Here is a 16,662-nt window from a genome sequence, read left to right as displayed (position 1 = left end):
ATGGATCGCGACCGCTTCCTCACGCTGGCGCTGAAGAACCCGGTCAATGTTGCAATCATCGGCGAGCTCGCCTCGCTCGCGCTTCCCGATGCGTGGCTTGTGTCGGGGTGCCTGGTGCAGACGGCGTGGAACGTACTCACGGACCGCGCGGTCGATCATGGCATCGCCGATTACGACGTGTTCTATTTCGATCCTGACACCTCATGGGAGGCGGAGGACACGGTGATCCGCACGCTGCACGCGCGGCTCTCGCATCTCGGCGTCAAGATCGAGACCCGCAACCAGGCGCGCGTGCACCTTTGGTATCCCGGCAAGCACGGCCTGCCCTATCCGCCTCTAACCTGCTCGACCGACGGCATCGACCGTTTCCTCACCCAGAACACGCAAGTCGGTGTGAGGCACGCTGGCGACAGCTTTGAGGTCTACGCGCCGCACGGCTTCGACGACATAACCGGATTGATCGCGCGGCCCAATCCGGGTCCGAACTTCTCTGCGGCAAGTTACGCGGTGAAGGCCGCGCGATGGAAGGCGTTGTGGCCGGAACTCACAGTGATTGCCGCGGAGTGATCACGCCGCCTTGGCCTGTACATTGTCGCAGAACTCTGCGAGCCGATCCGCCAACCGCAGCGTCGCGGGGCTGGCACCGGGCGAGGCCATCAGCGCCACTTCGGTCCGGTTGATCGGCTCAAATCCGTCCTTGGCCGTCAGCACGCGGTGGTCGGACTGGATCGACATCTCCGACAAGATGCTTAAGCCCATGCCCGCGGCGACCGCAGCCTGGATGCCCGCGAGACTCGATGACGAGTAAGACATGTGCCAGGCGCGGCCCGCGCTTTCCAGTGCGTGGATGGCGCCGGCGCGATAGAGACAGCCGAGCGGAAATCCGATCAGCGGCACCGACGAGGCGTTGACGTCGACCGGATGGCTCTTGCTGGTGACCCAGTGCACCCGCTCCGGCCACACCGCGATAGCGCCTTTCGCGCCGGCCTCACGCTTGAACAGCGCCAGGTCGAGCTCGCCGCGTTCGAGGTCGCGGGACAGGTTCTTGCTCTGGTCGGCGCGCACATCCATTCGCAGACCCGGATGTGAGCGCGAGAAGGCGCCGAGCAGTTTTGCCAGCCGGTACGCCGCAAAATCCTCGGGGATGCCGAGCCGGATCGCGCCTTCACTGTCGGGCTCGCGCAGCACGTCGCGCGCCTCCTCGGCGAGCGTGAGCAGCCGCCGCGCATAGGACAGCAACCGCTCGCCGGCCTCGGTGGGGCGCACGTCCTTGCCGTCACGGTGCAAGAGCACCTGGCCGACGTCCTCCTCCAGCCGCTTGATCTGCTGGCTGACGGTCGATTGCGTGCGGTGGACGCGCTCGCCGGCGCGGGTGAAGCCGCCGGCCTCGACCACCGAGACGAAGCTGCGCAGGAGCTCCAGGTCGAGCATGGCCGCCTCCATTCGAAAATCCACTGATCGGAAGTTAATCATTTAATTTCCAAATGACAAGCCGTCTCCCTAGATCGAGGGCTCAGGAGAATGCCCTCATGTCGCTCGCCACATCTATTCCCGCGCCCCGCAGCCGGTTCAACACGCTGCCGCTCGCCATCGGACTGTTTTGCCTGCTCTGGAGCTATGCCTTCGTCGCCGGCAAGATCGGCGTCACCCATTGCCCGCCGCTGATCCTGCTCGCCGCGCGCTTCTCGCTCGCCGGCATTTTGATCCTCGGTGCGACGCTGATCCGCGGTGATGGCTGGTCCTTGTCCTGGCGCGATGTCGCGATCTTCGCCGTGCTCGGCATCGCCAACAACGCGCTCTATCTCGGGCTCGGCTACACCGGCCTGCAATCGGTCTCCGCCGGCCTCGGCGGCCTGATCGTCTCGGCCAATCCGGTCTTCACGGCGGCGCTCGCTGCGTTGCTGCTTGGCGAAGGCATGACCTGGCGCAAGGCGGGCGGTCTCCTGCTCGGCATCATCGGCGTCACCCTGATCGTCTGGCATCGCCTGTCGGTCGGCACCGACTCCCTGCACGGCATCGTCTTCACCCTGGCCTCACTCGCCTCCATCGTCGCCGGCACGATTCTGTTCAAGCTGCTCGCGCCGAAGGGAAGCCTGTGGATCGGCAACGGCGTGCAGAACCTCGCCGCCGGCATCGTGCTGACGCCGGTCGCGTTCACCTTTGCCGACGTCCACGCAATCGATTTCACCCCGGGCCTGGTCGGCGCCTTCGCCTTCCTCGTGCTCGGTGGCTCGATCCTCGCCTACTGGCTCTGGTTTCATCTCCTGAAAGTGTGTGGCGCAACGGCTGCGAGCGCCTATCATTTCCTGATGCCGCCGCTCGGCATGCTGTTCGCCTACATCGTGCTCGGCGAGCATGTCGAGGCCCGCGACCTGCTCGGCATCATCCCGGTCGCGCTCGGAATTTACCTGGTGACGCGCCCCGCAAAGCCCGTCGCGTAAGAGGAGTTTTCTGATGCCCATTTCCATCACCCTGATCGGCGGCCCCACTGCGCTGATCGAGATCGACGGGTTCCGCCTGCTCACCGATCCGACCTTCGATGCGCCGGGCGCCTATCAGCTGCCGCATGTGACGCTGGAGAAGACAATCGGTCCCGCACTGAAGGCCGACGCGATCGGCCCGATCGATGCGGTCCTGCTCAGCCACGACCAGCACTCTGACAATCTCGACAATTCCGGCCGCGCGTTTCTCAAACACGCAAAGCGCGTGCTGACGACCGAGGCCGGCGCAGAACGCCTGGGCGGTCATGTCGAGGGCCTCGCGCCCTGGGCGACCTCGCATCTGAAGGACCGTGACGGCAACACGCTGACGATCACCGCGACGCCCGCGCGCCACGGCCCCGCCGGCATCGAGCCGCTGTCGGGCGACGTCATCGGCTTCGTGGTGTCCTCGAGCCGCACGGACACGAGCGACGTCTACATCAGCGGCGACACCACCTGGTTCGACGGCGTCGCCGAGGTCGCGCGCCGCTTCAAATGCGGCGTGGTGCTGCCGTTCGCGGGCGCGGCGCAAACGCGCGGGCCGTTCCATCTCACCATGGACACCAACGACACCATCGAGACGGCGCGCGCCTTTCCGGATGCGATGATCGTGCCCTTGCATACCGAGGGCTGGGCGCATTTCCGCCAGGACGGCGAGGATCTGCGCAAGACCTTTGATGTGCTCGGCTTCGGGACCCGGTTGCGATTGCTGGAGCCGGGCCTGCCGACGGTGGTTGAGGCGCCGTGATCGCGCCCCACCGTCATTGCGAGCGCAGCGAAGCAATCCAGAGTCCCTCCGCGGCGACAGTCTGGATTGCTTCGCTGCGCTCGCAATGACGGACGCTAATCCTTCCGAAACACGATCGACGCCATCCAGCCCGTCATCAGCGCCATCGCGGCGGTCGCGAGGCCATAGATCAGCCCGTGCTGGCGCGCACTGGTCGCGACGAACTGCTCGAAGCCGACCTTGACGATCTCGAACGCGGTCTCGGTCTTGGTGACCAACGCGCCATTGGCGAACAATTTGATTTCCACCTCATAGGTGCCGATCGGCACCTCCTCCGGCAGTGGAATGCCGGTACGGAACAGCGTCGGTGTCAGGAACGTCACCGCGCTCGGGTCCTCGCGATAGAGACCTTTTTGGGTTCGCAGGCGGATGAAGGCCGAGCGGAACGCATCGTTCGGCACCACGTCGGCATAGTCGCCGCTGACCCGTTGGGTCAGCAGCACGTTGTTGAGCCCGATCTGCTGCCGCCGCGCGATCTCGGGTGAGGTGATGACATCGAAGGGGCGGTTGGCGAACAGCGCGAGATAGCTCGGCACCGCCAGGAACTGCCGGTAGTCGGTGTTGATCCAGATCCCGAAGGTGCGCTCCTTGCGTCGCGTCACCATGTCGGCGCGCGGGCCCATCACGGTGACGACGAGATCGTAGCTCTTGCGGTCCGCGGGCGTGGAGGCGTCCTTCTCGACCGAGCCGAACAGCACCAGTTCCTCGCCGGAATAGTTCGGCGTCACCGTGACACGATGGTTGGAGACCGACACGATCAGTCGCTCGGCACGCGCGGCCGAGCCGAGCAGCAGGACGAGAAGGACCGCGAGAGCTGCGCGCATCATCCGCTCACTCCCAATTCACGGATGGTGAAGAGATCCTCGGGCCGGATCACCAGCTCGATGGCGAAGCGGACGCCGACCGAAAGGATCAGCAGGCCCAGCAACAGCCGCAGCTGCTCGCCCCGGATCTTCTGGCCGGCGCGGGCGCCGAACTGCGCGCCGGTGACGCCGCCGACCATCAGGATCAGCGCCAGCACCGCGTCGACGAGGTGATTGGTCACCGCATGCAGCAAGGTCGCGAACAGCATCGTGACCAGCGTCAGGACCATCGAGGTCCCGATCACGGTCGAAGTCGGCACCCGCAGCAGATAGATCATGATCGGCACCAGGATGAAGCCGCCGCCGATGCCCATGATGGCGCCGATGAAGCCGATCACGATGCCGACGATCACGACCGGAATGACCGAGAGGTAGATCTTCGAGCGCTTGAACCGCATTTTCAGCGGCAGGCCGTGGATCCAGCTGTGCGTGCGCCGTGGCGGCACCGCGCCGCGACGGGTCCGCATCAGGGCGCGCAGGCCCTCGGAGAACATCAGGCTGCCGACCGTGGTGAGCAGCACCACGTAGGACAACGCGATCATCAGATCGAGTTGGCCGAGCGCGCGAAGCTGCGTGAAGGTCCACACTCCGAGCGCCGTGCCGGTGACACCGCCGCATAACAGCACACTCGCCAGCGCCGGATCGATCGCACGCCGCCGCCAGTAGGACAGCGCGCCGGAAAAGGAGGAGGCCGCGATGTGGCTCGCAACGGAGGCGACCGCGACCGCCGGCGTGATCCCGATGAAGATCAGAAGCGGCGTCATCAGGAAGCCGCCGCCGATCCCGAACATGCCGGAGACGAAGCCGACCGCCGCGCCCATCGCCAGCACCAGGAAGATGTTGACCGGCAGATCGGCGATCGGGAGATAGAGCTGCATCGAAGGACCACACTCCGGCGAAATGGATCGATTGCGCGGGAATGCTCGCCGGACGGTCGGAACGATTGCCGCGCCCCTCAATAGCGGAATTCGTTGTCGGGCGGGACCATGAATTTAGGGCGTGGTGAATGCGGCGCGCGAGCTGTCTCCCCTCACCCTGAGGAGCCTGCGCAGCAGGCGTCTCGAAGGGCGAGGCCCGGATCGGTGGTGGGGGCCTGCATGGTTCTCGCGGCGATGCGAAGCATCGTCCGCTACGCGCGCCAGGGCGCGCTCCTCACCATGAGGAGTGAGAGTGCGCTTTAGTGCGCCGCTGACGCCGCGCGCTTGGTTGCGACCGGCTTCGGCGCGGGCTTTGCGTTTGCCTGCGGCGCGCTGTCCCAGCCGCCGTTCGGGGCGGGAACATTGACCGCGTCGTCGGGCTGCGGCTCGGCGCTGAACGTCTGGATCGCGAGCTTGGCGGCGGCGAGCGACTGCGGATCGAGCCGCTTGGCGACGTCGTCGCGCTTGCCGGATGCATCCGCGTCACCCTGGGCGGCTGCGAGAGTGAACCATTTGTAGGATTCGGCGAGGTTCTGCTCCACGCCGATGCCGCGGGCATAGAGGATGCCGAGGTTGAACTGGCTGTCGGCGACGCCGCGATCGGCGGCCTTGCGGAACCACTGCGCCGCGCTCTTGTAATTGGCGCCGCGTCCGCCGCCGTCGGCGTCGAGCACCGCGAGATTGTGCATCGCCTTGGCGTTGCCGCGCTCGGCGGCCTGCGTGTAGTACCGGCGGGCGATGTCGGCGTCCTTCTTCACCCCGAGGCCCTTCTCATAGAGCGTGCCGAGGCGGAAGGTCGCGGGCACCACGCCGGCCTGCGCCGCGCGGTCGTACCATTTGGCGGCTTCATCGTAATTCGCAGCGACGCCCTTGCCCTCGGCAAAGCGCACGCCGATCTCGTAGGCCGCGGTCGCATCGCCCTTCATCGCGGCGGTGCGCAGCACCGGACCGCCGATGCCGTCAGGGAGCTTCTCGCTCGGCGGCACCTGGATCATGCCAAGCTTCGCGCGGCTCATGCCCGACAGCGCGCCGGTGACGTCGTTGCTCGCCGCAGGCGGTGGTGGCGTCGCGGGGACCGGCGGGATTTCGACCGAAGCCGAGCTGCCCGCCCCTGCCATGGGAGCCGGCGCGGGATTATTCAGCGACTGCTTCCCGATCGGCGTCGGCGAGGTCATCGACGGCGTGACCTGCTCGGGCGTGGCGGGCTTGGTCTCGACCGGCGGCGGAGGAGCCTGCGGCGCGGGCGCGCTCGACGAATTCTCCATCGCCTGCGGTGACGGCGGCGGGCTGCCGCCATCGAGCAGGTTCATCGCCATCTTGAAGGTGCCGAGCACGATCACGACCACGCTGGCGCCGACCAGCAGCGAGCGGATCTTCGAGGTGATGGTCGAGCCACCTTCCTGGCCCGTGTCCTTGGCGCGGCCTGCGATGGCCGCCTTGGCAGCTGCCTTTGCACTTGCCTTGGCACCGCGGGCCGGCTTTTCCGGCTGCGCGGCGGCGGCCTGCGCGGCACGGCGCGCGGCCGCGATAAAGCTCGACGACGACACCGGCTCTTTCGGCGCGGCGGGGATTTCGCTGATCGCGCTTTCGGACGCGGCAATGCGCTCCGAGGGCGTGGCGACGCGGCCGCCCGGCCGTGTGCCCGGCTCGAGCGGATGGTCCGGCGGCAATTCCGGTGCGAGCGCGGCGCGCGCGGGCGCCGTGTGCGGCTCGAGGATCTCGCTGATCGCACGCGGCGGAACGGGCGGTGCGGTTGGCACCGGCGGCGGCGCGGCCGGTGCGGCGGCATGGAATTCGCGCGGCGCGGCGACGAAGGCGCCCTGTGGCGGCTGTTGCGCGGCGGCCGGGTTCTGCAGCTCCGGCTTCGGATCGTATTTCGGCTGCTGCTGCGGCTGCTGCCACGGCTCGCGCGCGACAGGCGGGGGCTCCATGGGCGCGGCCATTGGCATCGACATGGACGTCGAACTGGGCATCGGCTGCGGCGCGGGTGCCGGCGGCGCCGTGCGCACCGCGCGCAGATCACCCTCGATCATCGAGAGGCGATCGACGACATGGCCGAGCGCGCTGTGCACGGCCTCGAGCGAATCCTGGGTGCTGCGGTTGGTCTCGGCCTGGCTGAAGCGGATGTCGGAGAGCTCGCGCTTGACCAGATCGACCATGCCGGAATCGGCAGATGGTGCCGAATTGCGGCTTTCGGCGAGGGCGGAATAGGTCGCCTGCTGCCGCTCCAGATGCCGCAGGATGTCGTGCAGCCCGTCCTCGACGCGGCTTAGATTGCCGTTGCGCGGATCGGAGGCAGCTTCGATCCGCTCCAGCAGATACGAGACCCGCTGTTCGAGATGCGCAAAGGTCGACGCGGAATCGTTGCCGACCTGCATGCGGTCGAAACGGTCCGACAGCGCGCGGATCGCGGCTTCGAGATGCTCGCTGCTCTCGGTGGGCTGCGGCCGCTCGCGCGTTTCCAGCGCGGCGGTGAGCGCCGCGATGCGCTGCTCCAGTACCGCAAAGCTGTCGCTGGGGCCGGACGAGCGGGTGACCTGGTCGACCTTGGAGGACAGCAGCTGCACGTCGTCGGAAAGACGCGCCAGGGCTTCGTTGGAAGCGACGTTGGAGACGATGCCGCGCAACGCCGAGATCGCGCCTTCGAGCTGGCGCACCGTCGACGGGTCGTCATTGGCGCGCAGGATCAGATCGAGCTTGGCGCCGAGGTTGCGGATCGCTTCATCATAACCGGTGAGCTGCTCGGCCGGTGTCAGCGTGCGCAGCACCTGCTTGATCTCGGACAGCGCGTGCTCGATGCCCGACAGGACCTGGCCATCCGTCCCGGACGAGCGGGTCTCGTCGATGCGACGGTGCAGCGAGCGGATCTCGTTCTCGATCGATTCGATCGCACGGCGCGGCATCGCCTCGGTGATGGCGTGGCGGATCTCGGCAAGCTCGCTGCGGAAAGCGTTGATTGCCTGCTCGGTGTTGTCAGGGCGCTGGAGCGACTCGATCTGGCTCGTGATCTTGAGCAAATGGCGCTCGAGCGACGAGAAATCCGGCCCCGGCTGCGGGGGCGGCGGGGCATAGGCAGGCGCGGGCGGCGCCATCGGGGGCGCGAAAGGAGCTGCCGTCGGTGCAATCGAGGGCGCTGCGCGCGGCGGTATCTGCCGCGGCGCAAAGCCGTCGAGCTCGCTCTGCCGGGCCGTGATCTCGGCGACGGCAACGTCGAACGACGCGGGGCTCAAGGGAGGTGAATTGCGATAGACCTGTGCGGCCGCGCGCTCGACCATATCGGCCTGGCGCTGGCGCGTCTCGACGGGTGCCGGAGCCGGTACCGGCCGCTGAGGCTGCTGCGGCTTTGAGATTTGCGACAGCCGCGCATCGAGCCGCGAGATCGCGTCGTTGAGCTGGCGCGCGACGCCCTGCTCGCGCGAGACGTCTGGTCGCGACGCGTCCTGTCGTGAAGCATCTTGGCGCGGCGCGGGCTTTGAAATCCGTTCGATCTGCTGGGTGATCGCGTCGAGCCGCTGGTGGATATCGGCGACGTCGCGGCTCTCCTGGCTCGGCATCTGTTGCGGGCGCTGATCCTGGCGCTGCTCTTGACGCTGGTCTTGACGTTGTTCTTGGCGTTGATCGTAAGGTCCGCGAAAATTCGGCGGGGCCGTCTCGCCGAGCGTGGAGTTCAGCCAATCGTTGAGTGACATGCCGGCACGACGCGCAGCAGCTTCGGCCCGCTCCCTGACGGATGGATCGATGCCGTCAACACTCCACGATACGCGCGAATTCATGACTCTGTCCGGTTCCGACTCCGGCGCCCCACCCGGCGCCTCCAGCCTCCCCACGCGTGCCGGTTGTGAAGACAATCGGATTTGGCGCGGGTCGTCTGCCTCGAAAACCGACTTTTTCCTGTTACGGTAAATAACGGGTTAAGGAACGCGTTGCCGGTGTCTTAAAGTTGGGCGCCGGGAACCCGATTGCCGCCGTTGGCCCCGCCCCAAAGCTGCGTCCCGACAAAGATTTCGCCACGCGCCCGATCCGCACGTCTCAATGGATAGAGAGCGGCCCGATCCACGGGCGGGTTCTTGCCTGACTGGATTGTTGGCTGACATGAAAAGGTTGCTCGTGGCCGCGATGGCGGCCGGACTGGCATCGCATGCTGTTGCCGCCGATGCCCCGGCGGCAGCGCCTGCGGTGAAGGCACCGGCGCCCGCGGGATACAATTGGACCAGCTGCTATGTCGGCATCCAGGGCGGCGGCAACTGGGGCAAGAGCGAGCATGTCCGGCGCGCTGGCGACGACTCCGGGCCAACGATCACAGGGACTTTCAATCTCAGCGGTGCTGCCGTCGCGGGCGGTGTCTTCGGCTGCGATTTCCAGATCGAAAAGACCGTGCTCGGCTTCGAGAACGACGCGTCATGGACCAACCAGCACGGCAAGGTGCAGGATCTGCCGCCCTTCAACGTCGGGGTGACGAGCGGCACGCGGGAAAAATGGATCGATATGTTCCGCGGCCGTGTCGGTTACGCGCTCGATCAGTTTCTGATCTATGGCACGGCCGGTATCGCCTTCGCGGGCACCGAGGTCACCGTGTCCAACCAAGTGGTGCAGGTCACCAGCTCCCAGACCCGCACCGGCCTGGCGGCCGGGCTCGGTGGTGAATGGGCGGCCTATGTCGATACCTGGGGCGCCGTGACCCTCAAGCTCGAATATGTGCACGTCGATTTTGGCAGCAAACGATATGTCGATCCGCCGATCAGCGGCGCCGTCACGCGCGACGTCAGGCTGACGGACGACATCGTCCGCGCCGGCGTCAATGTCCGGTTCAACTGGGATAGGCCGGTCGTCACGAAGTACTAGGGCTGCGCGGGCTCAGCCCTTCCCCTCGCGCTTGCCGTCCTCCAGCGGCACGACCGTGCTCTTGCCGCTCATCGCCGATAGCGCCTGGAGCGCCTCTTCGCAGAAATCGGCCACCATCTGCTCGTGGCGGGCACCGAGCTGAAGCAGCAGCAGATTGCCGAGGTCGAGCACGCCCGACGCCGAGCCCTCCGGAAATCGCTTCTTGAGGATCCGCTCGTAATTCTCGTGCCGGTCGCGATGGTGCTCCAGACGGGCCATCAGATCGGTGCGCATGGGCTCGATGTCGATGCTGTCGAGCGCGTGCAGCCGCACCAGCAGGTCGTCCTTGATCGAGGGCGGCGTGCTCGGCCGCGCGGCCCAGTGCCGCAGCGCTGTTCGCCCCTCGGGAGTCAGCGTATAAATCAGTTTGTTGGGCTTGCCCGATTGCACGACCTCGCGGCCCTGGATGTAGCCGCGGTCGCGCAGCTTGGAGAGCTCGCGGTAGATTTGCTGGTGGTCGGCTTTCCAGAAGAAGCCGATCGAGGAATCGAATGTCTTGGCGAGCTCGTAGCCCGTCATCGGACGTTCGGTCAGGCATGCGAGGATTGCGTCGCCGAGCGCCATGGCACCAGCTCCCTTTCGAGGTCTCGACCAATTGACTTGACTTTATGCGCATTGGTGCATATGCGTCAATGTGCATATGAGGCGGGCTTCAGACCCGCCCTTATCGGCCATCGCGCTACTGTGCATGGGGTTGTTTTCGCGTTTTTGCCAAGGCCTTTGATCGAGAAGGCCTTTGACTAAGGGAGGCACCTGAGAATGACCGGCCTCGACTCCTGGTACGCCTTTATGAAGTCCCACGACCGCGCCGCGCTCTGGGACCTGCTCCATCCTGACGCCGTGTTCGAAAGCCCCGTCGTGCATTCGCCGCAGCGTGGCCGCGACATCACCTTCAAATATCTCGCCAGTGCCGAGAAGGTGCTCGGCGGTCCCGGCTTCACCTATGTCGGCGAGTGGAAAAGCGCCAACGGCGCGGTGCTCGAATTCAAGAATGTCATCGACGGCATCGAGATCAACGGTGTCGACATCATCACCTTCGATGCTGAGGGACGCATCACCCATTTCAAGGTGATGGTGCGTCCGCTCAAGGCGATCAACATGCTGCACCGCCTGATGGCGGAGCAGTTGGCCGCCGCCCAGTCATAAGCCAACATCATCACTTCAGACCGCCTGCCGGGAGACCATCATGCCGATCTATAAAGCCCCCGTCGAAGACGTGAACTTCCTGCTCAACGACGTCTTCCAGATCGACCGCTACGACAATCTGGCCGGCTTCTCCGATGCGTCGAGCGACGTGCGCGAAGCCATTCTCGGCGAAGCCGCGAAGCTTGCGGAAGAAGTGCTGCAGCCGCTCAACCGTGTCGGCGATCTCGAAGGCTGCAAGCGCGCCGATGACGGCAGCGTCACCACGCCGAAGGGCTTCAAGGACGCTTTCAAGCAAGTGGCAGAGGGCGGCTGGCTTGGCCTGTCGGCGCCGACCGAGTTCGGCGGCCAGGGCCTGCCGGTGACACTGAGCCAGGCGGTCAACGAATTCCAGATCTCCGCCAACATGGCGTTCTCGATGTATGGCGGCCTCACCATGGGCGCGACCGCGGCGCTGATCGTGCACGGCTCGCCCGAGCAGAAGCAGACCTACGTGCCGAAGATGGTGGCGGGTGAGTGGACCGGCACCATGAACCTGACCGAGCCGCATTGCGGCACCGATCTCGGCATGCTCCGCACCAAGGCGGTCCGCCAGCCCGACGGCAGCTTCAGGATCACCGGCACGAAGATCTTCATCTCGGCCGGTGAGCATGACCTTGCCCCCAACATCATCCACCTCGTGCTCGCCCGCATCGAGGGCGCACCCGCCGGCATAAAGGGCGTGTCGCTGTTCGTGGTGCCGAAATTCCTGGTCAATGCCGATGGTTCGGTCGGCGCACGCAACGGCGTGGTGTGCGGCTCGATCGAGCACAAGATGGGCATTCACGGCAATTCCACCTGCGTGATGAACTACGACAGCGCCACCGGCTGGCTGATCGGCGAAGAGAACAAGGGCATGCAGGGCATGTTCGTGATGATGAACGAGGCCCGCCTCGGCGTCGCCGTGCAGGGTCTCGCGCAGTCCGAGGTCGCCTATCAGAACGCGGTCGCCTATGCCCGCGAGCGCATCCAGGGCCGTTCGCTGACCGGCGTGAAGGCGCCGGACAAGCAGGCCGACCCGATCATCGTGCATCCCGACGTACGCCGCACGCTGCTCTCGATCCGCGCCTTCAACGAGGCGGCGCGCGCCTTCGTGATGTGGACCGCGCTGAAGAGCGACGTCGCCCATCGCTCCGAGGACCCGAAGGACCGCCAGGCCGCCGACGACCACATGGGCCTGATGACGCCGGTGCTGAAGGGCTTCCTCACCGATTACGGCTTTGCCAACGCGGTGCAGGCGCAGCAGATGTATGGCGGCCACGGCTACATCGCCGAGCAGGGCATGGAGCAGTTCGTGCGCGATGCCCGCATCGCCATGATCTATGAAGGCGCCAACGGCATCCAGGCGCTCGACCTCGTCGGCCGCAAGCTGCCGCGCGACGGCGGCCGTGCCATCATGGCCTTCTTCGGCGAGGTCATGGCCTTCGCCAAGGAGAACGGCGGCGACGAGGCGCTGAAGCCTTTCATCACCCCGCTCTCGGCCTCGCTCGGCCATCTCCAGCAGGCCACGACCTGGCTAATGCAGAACGCGATGGCGAAGCCGGACAATGCGGGCGCTGCCGCAACCGATTACCTGCATCTCTTCGGCTTCGTCGCGCTCGGCTACATGTGGGCGAAGATGGCCAAGGTGACGCAGGCGAAGATTGCCGCGAGCGGAGCGACGCCCTATCTCTCGACCAAGCTCGTCACCGGCCGCTTCTTCATGGAGCGCATGCTGCCGGAGACCGCCGCCAATCTCGCGCGCATCCAGGCCGGCTGCGCCACCATCATGGAACTGCCGGCGGAAGCTTTCTGAGGCTTCCCGCTTCGCCAATGATCCGACCGCGCCGCGGTCGTAACCAATAACTGCAATCAGGAGGCTCCCATGGCAGATGCCTATATTTACGACCACGTCCGAACCCCGCGCGGCCGCGGCAAGGCAGACGGCGCGCTGCATGAGGTGACGGCGCTCGCGCTCGCCACCGTGCCACTGAAGGCGCTGAAGGACCGCAACAATTTGCCGGAAGATTCCGTCGACGACGTCGTGCTCGGCGTGGTCGACCCCGTCGGCGAAGCTGGCAGCGACATCGCGCGCTTCGCCGCGCTCAAGGCCGGCCTCGGCGAAGCCGTGCCCGGCGTACAGATCAGCCGCTTCTGTGCTTCCGGCCTCGACGCCGTGAATTTTGCCGCAGCCCAGGTGATGAGCGGCCAGCATGAGTTGGTGATCGGTGGCGGCGCCGAATCCATGAGCCGCGTCGGCATCGGCGCCTCCGGTGGCGCCTGGCCGATGGACCCGTCGATGGCGGTGCCGGCCTACTTCATGCCGCAGGGCGTCTCGGCCGATCTGATCGCCACGAAATACGGCTTCTCGCGCGACGACGTCGACGCCTATGCCGTGCAGAGCCAGCAGCGCGCCGCCAAGGCCTGGGACGAGGGCCGTTTCAACAGGTCCGTCGTGCCGGTGAAGGACATCAATGGCCTCACCATCCTCGCCAAGGACGAGCACATGCGGCCCTCGACGACGATGCAGTCGCTGGCACAGCTTCAGCCGTCGTTCACGATGATGGCGCAGATGGGCGGCTTTGACGGCGTCGCGGTGCAGTCGCACCCAGAAATCGAGCGCGTGAACTACGTGCACCACGCCGGCAACTCGTCGGGCATCGTCGACGGCGCCGGCGCCGTCCTGCTCGGCAGCAAGGAAGCGGGTAGCAAGTACGGCCTGAAGCCGCGCGCAAAGATCCGCGCCTTCGCCAATGTCGGCTCCGAGCCGGCGATGATGCTGACCGGTCCGGTCGACGTCACCGAGAAGCTGTTCGCGCGTTCGGGCATGAAGAAGTCGGACATCGACCTGTTCGAGCTCAACGAAGCCTTCGCTTCCGTCGTGCTGCGCTACATCCAGGCCTTCGACATCGACAACGCCAAGATCAACGTCAATGGCGGCGCGATCGCACTCGGCCATCCGCTTGGCGCCACCGGCGCGATGATTTTGGGCACCGTGCTCGACGAGCTCGAGCGCACCAACAAGGCGACCGCCTTGGTGACGCTGTGCATCGGCGGCGGCATGGGCACCGCGACCATCATCGAGCGGGTCTAACGAGCTGCCGTCGGGTGGGCGTGCCCACCATTGCTGTCTCCGCGAAGGATGGTGGGCACGGCGCAAGAGCGCCTTTGCCCACCCTACGAGATCTCAAGTCAACCGCCGCGCCTGAGATTGGCTGCGGCACCGAGGAGCAACCAACATGGCTTACAAGAACTTCAAGGTTGAGACCGATTCCGACGGCATCGCGCTCGTCACCTGGGACATCCCGGGCCGTTCGATGAACGTGCTCGACGAGACCTCGACCAGCGAGCTCGATGCGATCGTCAAGGAAACCACGGCCGACGCCGCCGTGAAGGGCGTCGTCATCACCTCCGCCAAGGAGGCGTTCTGCGCCGGCGCCGACCTGTCGATGCTCGAGGGCATGAACCAGGCCTACGCCAAGGTCTTGAAGGAGCAGGACGAGACCGCCGCAAACCAGATGCTGTTCGACCAGAGCCGGCGCTTCTCGCAGGTGCTGCGTTCGATCGAGACCTCCGGCAAGCCGTGGGCGGCCGCGATCAACGGCCTCGCGCTCGGCGGCGGTTTCGAGATCACGCTGTGCTGCCACTATCGCGTCGCGGCGGAAAATCCCAAGACGCGCCTCGGCCTGCCCGAGGTCAAGGTCGGCCTGTTCCCCGGCGCCGGCGGCACGCAGCGCGTGCCGCGCCTGGTGCCGCCGCAGGACGCGATGACGATCCTGCTCAAGGGCGATCCGGTCACGGTCGAGAAGGCCAAGGCGCTTAATCTGATTCACGCCATCGTTCCGGCCGCCGACCTCATTAAGGCAGCGAAGGACTGGATCAAGGGCGGCGGCAAGGCCGTCGCGCCCTGGGACGAGAAGGGCTTCAAGCTGCCGGGCGGTCCGGTGTTCTCCAAGGCCGGCATGATGATGTTCCCGGCGGGCAACGCGATCTATCGCCGCGAGACCTACGACAATTATCCGGCCGCGCGCGCGATCATGAGCTGCGTCTATGAAGGCCTGCAGTTGCCGATCGACGCGGCACTGCGCGTCGAGTCGCGCTACTTCACCTCGGTGCTGCGCTCGAAGGAAGCGGCCGCGATGATCCGCAGCCTGTTCCTGTCGATGCAGGAGCTGAACAAGGGCGCGCGTCGCCCGAAGGACGTAGCCCCGACCAAGGTGAAGAAGATCGCCGTGATCGGCGCCGGCTTCATGGGTGCGAGCGTCGGCTACGTCTCGGCCCGTGCCGGCCTCGACGTCGTCCTGATCGACCGCGACCAGGAGAGCGCCGACAAGGGCAAGGCGCATGCGCAGAAGGTGATCGAGGAGCAGATCAAGAAGGGCCGCGCCAAGCCCGGTGACGCCGACGCGCTGCTCGCGCGCATTACGCCGACTGCCGATTATGCTGCACTCAAGGACGTCGACCTCGTCATCGAGGCCGTGTTCGAGGATCGCAAGGTCAAGGCTGATACCTTCGCGAAGGCGCAGGAGTATATGAAGCCGGACGTGATCTTCGCGTCGAACACCTCGACGCTGCCGATCACCTCGCTGGCCGAGGGCTTCAAGGACCAGGGCAAGTTCGTCGGCATCCACTTCTTCTCGCCGGTCGAGAAGATGATGCTGGTCGAGATCATCAAGGGCAAGAACACCGGCGATCTCGCTCTGGCGACGGCGCTGGACTACGTCCGGCAGATCGGCAAGACGCCGATCGTCGTCAACGACAGCCGCGGCTTCTTCGCCAATCGCTGCGTCGGCCGCTACGTCGCCGAGGGCAACGAGATGTTCCTGGAAGGCGTGCCGCCGGCGATGATCGAGAACTGCGCCAAGATGGCCGGCATGCCGGTCGGTCCGCTCTCGCTCTCGGACGAAGTCGCACTCGACCTCGGGCTCAAGATCATGAAGGCGACGGAAGCCGATCTCGGCCCGAACGCCATCAACCCCGATCAGAAGAAGCTGATGGTGGAGATGGTCGAGAAGCAGGGCCGTCTCGGCCGCAAGAACAGCAAGGGCTTCTACGATTACCCCGAGAAGGGCAAGGGTCAGAAGAGCCTGTGGCCGGGCCTCTCGGCGCTGCAGCCGAAGCAGCTCGACCCTGACACGCTCGACATCGAGGAGCTGAAGCAGCGTTTCCTGGTGGTGCAGGCGGTGGAAGCCGCGCGCACGGTCGAGGACCACGTCATCACCGACCCGCGCGAGGCGGATGTCGGCTCGATCCTCGGCTTCGGCTTCGCGCCGTTCACCGGCGGCACGCTGTCCTACATCGACTTCATGGGAACGAAGAAATTCGTCGAGCTCTGCCACAAGCTGGAGGCGAAGTACGGCTCGCGCTTCACCCCGCCGAAGCTTCTCGAGGAGATGGCCGCGAAGGGAGAAACCTTCTACGGCCGCTTCGCGCCGAAGAAGGCCGCGGCCTGATCACCCAAGATCATTTGAGAAAGAAGGCCGGATCGTCGATCCGGCCTTTTTGTTTGGGGAGACGTCATCACGGTTGCGTCAGATTTGTTCCCGGCTTGTGGAACCAATCACAGAATTCGC

At 65.8% G+C, this 16,662-nt stretch carries 13 protein-coding genes; 8 read left to right on the top strand and 5 right to left on the bottom strand.

Going from position 1 to position 16,662, the window contains the following annotated elements; genetic code table 11:
* Complete coding sequence (locus AB7290_RS04065; RefSeq protein ID WP_085402686.1) at positions 1-567, top strand: nucleotidyltransferase family protein; 567 nt, start codon at positions 1-3, stop codon at positions 565-567.
* Here AB7290_RS04065 and AB7290_RS04060 read toward each other — a convergent pair whose 3' ends face one another.
* Positions 568-1,431 (bottom strand): LysR family transcriptional regulator, encoded by an 864-nt coding sequence (locus AB7290_RS04060; protein WP_063986047.1) that lies wholly within the window; start codon positions 1,429-1,431, stop codon positions 568-570.
* A gap of 98 nt (positions 1,432-1,529) precedes the next feature.
* Here AB7290_RS04060 and AB7290_RS04055 point away from each other — a divergent pair, with 98 nt between their 5' ends.
* Complete coding sequence (locus AB7290_RS04055) at positions 1,530-2,441, top strand: DMT family transporter (RefSeq protein WP_085402628.1); 912 nt, start codon at positions 1,530-1,532, stop codon at positions 2,439-2,441.
* A gap of 13 nt (positions 2,442-2,454) precedes the next feature.
* On the top strand, positions 2,455-3,228 hold the full coding sequence (locus AB7290_RS04050; protein ID WP_085402629.1) for an MBL fold metallo-hydrolase: 774 nt from the start codon (positions 2,455-2,457) through the stop codon (positions 3,226-3,228).
* 95 nt (positions 3,229-3,323) lie between these two features.
* On the opposite strand, the gene AB7290_RS04045 is transcribed toward AB7290_RS04050, so the two are convergent.
* The 3 genes from AB7290_RS04045 to AB7290_RS04035 all read right to left on the bottom strand — a co-directional run bounded on the left by AB7290_RS04045 (position 3,324) and on the right by AB7290_RS04035 (position 8,820).
* Complete coding sequence (locus tag AB7290_RS04045) at positions 3,324-4,094, bottom strand: TIGR02186 family protein (RefSeq protein WP_063980759.1); 771 nt, start codon at positions 4,092-4,094, stop codon at positions 3,324-3,326.
* Positions 4,091-5,008, bottom strand: coding sequence for a sulfite exporter TauE/SafE family protein (locus tag AB7290_RS04040; RefSeq protein WP_071916904.1), 918 nt, complete (start codon positions 5,006-5,008; stop codon positions 4,091-4,093). The genes AB7290_RS04045 and AB7290_RS04040 overlap by 4 nt, the downstream gene beginning before the upstream one ends.
* Before the next feature lie 299 nt (positions 5,009-5,307).
* On the bottom strand, positions 5,308-8,820 hold the full coding sequence (locus AB7290_RS04035) for a tetratricopeptide repeat protein (protein WP_167768153.1): 3,513 nt from the start codon (positions 8,818-8,820) through the stop codon (positions 5,308-5,310).
* Between the two features lie 319 nt (positions 8,821-9,139).
* Here AB7290_RS04035 and AB7290_RS04030 point away from each other — a divergent pair, with 319 nt between their 5' ends.
* On the top strand, positions 9,140-9,889 hold the full coding sequence (locus AB7290_RS04030) for an outer membrane protein (RefSeq protein ID WP_161495873.1): 750 nt from the start codon (positions 9,140-9,142) through the stop codon (positions 9,887-9,889).
* 12 nt (positions 9,890-9,901) lie between these two features.
* Here AB7290_RS04030 and AB7290_RS04025 read toward each other — a convergent pair whose 3' ends face one another.
* Positions 9,902-10,492: a PadR family transcriptional regulator gene (locus AB7290_RS04025; RefSeq protein ID WP_085402632.1), complete on the bottom strand. Its 591-nt coding sequence runs from the start codon at positions 10,490-10,492 to the stop codon at positions 9,902-9,904.
* Positions 10,493-10,687: 195 nt separating this feature from the next.
* Here AB7290_RS04025 and AB7290_RS04020 point away from each other — a divergent pair, with 195 nt between their 5' ends.
* The 4 genes from AB7290_RS04020 to AB7290_RS04005 all read left to right on the top strand — a co-directional run bounded on the left by AB7290_RS04020 (position 10,688) and on the right by AB7290_RS04005 (position 16,542).
* Positions 10,688-11,074 carry a nuclear transport factor 2 family protein gene (locus AB7290_RS04020; protein WP_028151642.1) on the top strand — a complete coding sequence of 129 codons (387 nt, stop codon included), beginning with the start codon at positions 10,688-10,690 and terminating at the stop codon, positions 11,072-11,074.
* Positions 11,075-11,114: 40 nt separating this feature from the next.
* Positions 11,115-12,905 carry an acyl-CoA dehydrogenase C-terminal domain-containing protein gene (locus AB7290_RS04015; protein ID WP_085402633.1) on the top strand — a complete coding sequence of 597 codons (1,791 nt, stop codon included), beginning with the start codon at positions 11,115-11,117 and terminating at the stop codon, positions 12,903-12,905.
* Positions 12,906-12,974: 69 nt separating this feature from the next.
* A complete protein-coding gene (locus AB7290_RS04010) occupies positions 12,975-14,183 on the top strand; it encodes an acetyl-CoA C-acetyltransferase (RefSeq protein ID WP_085402634.1) in 1,209 nt (402 codons plus the stop codon).
* Positions 14,184-14,328: 145 nt separating this feature from the next.
* Positions 14,329-16,542, top strand: a complete 2,214-nt coding sequence (locus AB7290_RS04005; RefSeq protein WP_085402635.1) for an FAD-dependent oxidoreductase — start codon at positions 14,329-14,331, stop codon at positions 16,540-16,542.
* The last annotated feature ends 120 nt before the right edge of the window (positions 16,543-16,662 follow it).

This window comes from Bradyrhizobium sp. 613_E4_N2_2, from assembly GCF_052075995.1.
GTDB lineage: Bacteria > Pseudomonadota > Alphaproteobacteria > Rhizobiales > Xanthobacteraceae > Bradyrhizobium > Bradyrhizobium barranii.
Note: the sequence above shows the minus strand (reverse complement) of the source record. Positions and strands in the feature narration are given on the sequence as shown.

Bases quoted from the DNA above. Each gene is read 5' to 3' on its own strand.
- AB7290_RS04060 (WP_063986047.1), bottom strand. From the start codon at position 1,431: ATGCTCGACCTGGAGCTCCTGCGCAGCTTCGTCTCGGTGGTCGAGGCC.
- AB7290_RS04020 (WP_028151642.1), top strand. From the start codon at position 10,688: ATGACCGGCCTCGACTCCTGGTACGCCTTTATGAAGTCCCACGACCGC.
- AB7290_RS04025 (WP_085402632.1), bottom strand. From the start codon at position 10,492: ATGGCGCTCGGCGACGCAATCCTCGCATGCCTGACCGAACGTCCGATG.
- AB7290_RS04050 (WP_085402629.1), top strand. From the start codon at position 2,455: ATGCCCATTTCCATCACCCTGATCGGCGGCCCCACTGCGCTGATCGAG.
- AB7290_RS04015 (WP_085402633.1), top strand. From the start codon at position 11,115: ATGCCGATCTATAAAGCCCCCGTCGAAGACGTGAACTTCCTGCTCAAC.
- AB7290_RS04030 (WP_161495873.1), top strand. From the start codon at position 9,140: ATGAAAAGGTTGCTCGTGGCCGCGATGGCGGCCGGACTGGCATCGCAT.
- AB7290_RS04045 (WP_063980759.1), bottom strand. From the start codon at position 4,094: ATGATGCGCGCAGCTCTCGCGGTCCTTCTCGTCCTGCTGCTCGGCTCG.
- AB7290_RS04035 (WP_167768153.1), bottom strand. From the start codon at position 8,820: ATGAATTCGCGCGTATCGTGGAGTGTTGACGGCATCGATCCATCCGTC.
- AB7290_RS04065 (WP_085402686.1), top strand. From the start codon at position 1: ATGGATCGCGACCGCTTCCTCACGCTGGCGCTGAAGAACCCGGTCAAT.
- AB7290_RS04040 (WP_071916904.1), bottom strand. From the start codon at position 5,008: ATGCAGCTCTATCTCCCGATCGCCGATCTGCCGGTCAACATCTTCCTG.
- AB7290_RS04055 (WP_085402628.1), top strand. From the start codon at position 1,530: ATGTCGCTCGCCACATCTATTCCCGCGCCCCGCAGCCGGTTCAACACG.
- AB7290_RS04005 (WP_085402635.1), top strand. From the start codon at position 14,329: ATGGCTTACAAGAACTTCAAGGTTGAGACCGATTCCGACGGCATCGCG.
- AB7290_RS04010 (WP_085402634.1), top strand. From the start codon at position 12,975: ATGGCAGATGCCTATATTTACGACCACGTCCGAACCCCGCGCGGCCGC.